The organism is Ferruginibacter sp. (genome assembly GCF_031430955.1).
In the GTDB taxonomy this organism is placed as follows: domain Bacteria; phylum Bacteroidota; class Bacteroidia; order Chitinophagales; family Chitinophagaceae; genus Ferruginibacter.
Window position 1 is genome coordinate 1 of sequence record NZ_JANPCM010000339.1, and the last position, 4055, is coordinate 4055.

Below are 4055 nucleotides of genomic sequence, written 5' to 3' on the forward strand. Positions count from 1 at the left end.
CCTTCCAAATGCCCGGCATCGGTAATGTTGCGTACATAACGCACTTTGTAACCTACATAAGTTAAGTAGCGGTAAATAATATCAAAAGAAATAAATGTACGGCAGTTGCCTAAATGCACATCGCTGTACACTGTTGGGCCGCATACGTACATACCCACATGCTCCGGCGTAACAGGTTTAAATTCTTCTTTCTCTCTGGAAATAGTGTTATAAATTTTTAAAGACATACCCTATCCCCTAAGGGGAATTTATTTTACTTTGAAAAATTAATTTGATAATGTTTGCACTTTTTGTAAAAGATGCCGTGACAAAGATATATTACATGCCGCAACGGCAACAGAAAAAATAATATGGAGTAGTTTTTTTCATCTTAAAATCAAAAGTACCATTATTTTATTATTGCTGCATCAGTTATAACAGGAAAGTGGTCGCTTAATTTTTTATTGATTCTTGTAAACTGCTTTACCTCAAATTTATAATCTAAAAAAATATTATCAATACGCAGCGTGGGAGCAATGCCACTGTAAGTACGGCCAATGCCGCTGCCTTTTTCTGCAAAAGCATTTTGCATGCCTTTGCCAATGGTGGTATAAGCATAACTATTGGGCACATCATTAAAATCGCCGCACACAATTACCGGGTAAGGGCTTTTATCCATTTCTTCTTTAATTCTTTCCGACTGTATTTTTCTTTTTAAAAATCCTTTTTTTAATTTACTGATAAGGCTCCTCGATTTTTTCAGATCCCCGTCGTCGGTAATAGTTGGTTTTTCTATGTATTGTAAATTAGTGGCACTGAATTTAAGCGATTGCAAATGAATATTAAACACACGAAAAGTATCTGCACCTTTTACAATATCTGTGTATTGAAAAATAGAATTGTAATCGTTTGGATAATAACTCATCGTTTTTTTATTAATGATGGGATATTTTGAAAAAGTAATAATGCCAAAATGATGCTGCCCGTCAAAATCCAGTTTTGGGTTGTAAGAATAATTATAATCAGTAAATGCCGCCTGCTCTGTTATATCAGGAATATAATTAATTGCTTTGGCTACATTATCGCTGCCCACCATTTCCTGAAAAGTTGCAATATCCGGCTGATAATCTTTTATCAGATCCAGCATCTGCTGTTTTTTTTCTGGGTGGGTTTTGTGTTCTAAAATATCAAAGTGCTCCACATTCCAGCTCATTATGCGTAAGTTGCTATCTTGTTTTTGTTTTGCAAATCCGGTTGAAAATCTGATTGGAATAATATTGGTTACTGGTTTATAAGCCATTAAAATTGCAATTACAGAAATTAACGACCACCTTGCTTTTACAAACAACCAAAACAAAACAAACAGCAATAATAAACCCAGTAAATAAAAAGATGCAAGAGTAAGAAGGCCGAGTGGCCAAAAGTATTTTGGATCAAACCATCCGCCATAGCAGCCTAATAGAAATAATACCGCCAAAATAATATTGGTAATGATGAAAAACTTTTTTGTTATTCTGCGGAAAAGGCTTTTGGGCATTGCATAAAGATAACACCAGATGGTTAAAAATATTTCAATCTTAAAACGTTAACAAATTTTATAAAAGATAGAAAGCTTATAACTCCTCTTCGCTGGCTCTTTTCAAAATATTTTTTTCTTCGTCAGTAAGAAAATGATAGCCCTGCTGGCTTATTTTATCTAATATTTCATCAATACGCTGCTGTGTAACGTTGGCCGTTTTATTAAATGGTTTTCTGCTGCCGGTATTATAAAAAACTTTTTCTTTTATTTTATTTACCGGTGCCTTTTTATTGGGGTTAAAAAGATTGCTGCCCCAGTTGTATAAATTAATCATCCATACACTTAAATCTTTTCCCTGCCGTAATAAATAAACAAATAAAAACCCTGCTAATGCACCCCCTAACGTGGCAAAGCTGCCAGCATTGGTAAGAGAAAATGCGCTTATTAAAGTTATTAAAAGAAACAAACCGGTTAAAACCCATACCGGAATTCCCTTGCCAATATTTTTAAAAATGCGGTAGCGTGGCGAAAATGTTGTTACCGCCATTGCAATAGCTGCGGTGCCGGTTTGCGAACCATATAAATAAGCGTTGCCAATATTTGCTCTAAGCGGTGGCAAAGCATACACCGCAATAATAAAAAATATGGCCCCCAGTAAACTGCCATAAATGTAAACAGGAAAAATAAATTTATTGCCCGACAGGTCCTGCAAAATATATCCAAAGGCCCATAACCAGAGCATGCTGGTTAACATGGCAAGCAGTAAAGGAAATGTATCCATACCGCCCTGCGAAAACATAAAAGTTAAAACTGTCCACGGAGATTCGCTTAACTTAACCAAGCTTGCTGGCATTGCAACCCAGCGTATAGCATCAAACTCCAGCGCCGCTGCCCCCTCGCCCTGGTGAGTGTATAAATAAAAAACTCTTGAGATAAGTATTAAAAAAAAGAAAACCATATTAATGGCAAACAATGCAAAAAGTGCATTCCCTGCCTGGCCAAGTGTAAACCTCCGCCTTGCTAATCCTCTGTAATCCTGGTATCTGTCCGACTCTCCCATAATTTTTACGCTGTAAATTTACTAACAGTTATAACATAATAATGTTAAGAGTTAATAGAAAGTTTTTTTGTTGGTTTTGTTCCAGTAAATCACCAATAGTAAACCAATTAAAGCGCCGCCTAAGTGTGCAAAGTGGCCAATATTGTCGCCTTTAATTTTGTAGATACCTCCAAATAAATCTATTAACACAAAAACCGGTATCACATATTTTGCTTTTACAGGAATAGGGATAAACATTACATACAATTCTGTATTAGGAAACAGCCATGCAAACGCTGCCATAACTCCCATAATTGCCCCCGAAGCACCCAAAGCGCTGTATTGCTCTATATATTCTTTAACCAGCTGGGCAGAATAACCTCCATATTCCGCTGCCTCTGCACTTTTTGCAAATTGCTCGGCACTAAAAGGAATTGTTAGTTGTAAAACTATGGACGCACCAATGCCACAGATAAGATAAAAAATCAGAAATTTTTTTGAACCCCAAAATTTTTCTAAAATGGAACCAAATATATACAGCCCAAACATATTGAAAAGGATATGACCAAAATCGGCATGCATAAAAATATTGGTAATAAGCTGATGAGGTTTAAAATCGACTGATTTAAAATAATGCAACGAACCCCATTTGGTAACATCAAATTGTGATACCAGGTTTTGAGCTGCAAATACCAGCACATTAATTACAATAAGATTAAAAATAATGGGCGTTTCTCTTTGTATTTTATTTCCGGAATTATTATATGCCATTTTGTAAAGTTAATTTTTAAATTTTTATTTCAATATCAGCAGCACCACACATTCAATATGGTGTGTGTGCGGAAACATATCTACCGGTTGAATTTTTTCTACCGTATATTTTTCGCTCAGCAAAGCTATGTCTCTTGCCTGAGTGGCAGTGTTACAGCTTACATAAACTATTTTAGGGGCTGCAATTTCTAAAAGTTTAGTTACTAATTTATCATGCATACCTGCTCTTGGCGGATCGGTTATAATTACATCGGGCCTGCCGTGTGCAGCAAAAAAATCATCGTTGCAAATTTTTATAACATCGCCGGCAAAAAATTGGGCATGGGTAATATTATTTAAGGCTGCATTTTCTTTAGCATCTGCAATAGCCTCTTCAATAACTTCTACCCCAATTATTTTTTTTGCATGCTGGCTTACAAAAATGCCAATGCTGCCTGTGCCGCAATATAAATCGTACACCACTTCGCTACCGGTTAGTGCTGCAAAATCTCTTGTAGCCCTGTATAATTTTTCGGCCTGTTTGGTATTGGTTTGAAAAAAAGATTTAGGAGAAATTTTAAATTGAAACTCTTCTCCCAAGGATCCTGTGGAAAGTTTTTCTATAACAAAGCCTTTTCCAAAATATACCTGCGGTGTTAAATCGTAAATGGTATCGTTCCATTTTGGGTTGACGGTAAATAATAAAGTAGTTATGGAAGGTACCTGCTGCAACAAATGATCCAGCAGTTTTTTACGTTCTGTTTCTTC

The 4055-nt window shown here is 35.9% G+C and carries 4 protein-coding genes and 1 pseudogene; all 5 read right to left on the bottom strand.

Translation table 11 applies throughout. The features are described from left to right. A pseudogene (locus ACY65O_RS09625) lies at positions 1 to 227 on the bottom strand (cysteine--tRNA ligase); the annotation flags it as partial. Between the two features lie 161 nt (positions 228 to 388). Beyond that, positions 389 to 1516 (bottom strand): endonuclease/exonuclease/phosphatase family protein, encoded by a 1128-nt coding sequence (locus tag ACY65O_RS09630; protein ID WP_462220643.1) that lies wholly within the window; start codon positions 1514 to 1516, stop codon positions 389 to 391. Positions 1517 to 1592: 76 nt separating this feature from the next. Next, complete coding sequence (locus ACY65O_RS09635) at positions 1593 to 2558, bottom strand: rhomboid family intramembrane serine protease (RefSeq protein WP_462220644.1); 966 nt, start codon at positions 2556 to 2558, stop codon at positions 1593 to 1595. Between the two features lie 51 nt (positions 2559 to 2609). Then, entirely contained in the window at positions 2610 to 3308 is a 699-nt protein-coding gene (locus tag ACY65O_RS09640; protein WP_462220645.1) for a rhomboid family intramembrane serine protease, read from the bottom strand. 24 nt (positions 3309 to 3332) lie between these two features. Next, positions 3333 to 4055: 23S rRNA (uracil(1939)-C(5))-methyltransferase RlmD (gene rlmD, locus ACY65O_RS09645; RefSeq protein WP_462220646.1), on the bottom strand; the 723-nt coding region annotated here is incomplete at its 5' end.

What these genes read in the sequence shown, in the direction of transcription:
- ACY65O_RS09640 (WP_462220645.1), bottom strand. Translation starts at nt 3,308, where the DNA reads ATGGCATATAATAATTCCGGAAATAAAATACAAAGAGAAACGCCCATT.
- ACY65O_RS09635 (WP_462220644.1), bottom strand. Translation starts at nt 2,558, where the DNA reads ATGGGAGAGTCGGACAGATACCAGGATTACAGAGGATTAGCAAGGCGG.
- ACY65O_RS09630 (WP_462220643.1), bottom strand. Translation starts at nt 1,516, where the DNA reads ATGCCCAAAAGCCTTTTCCGCAGAATAACAAAAAAGTTTTTCATCATT.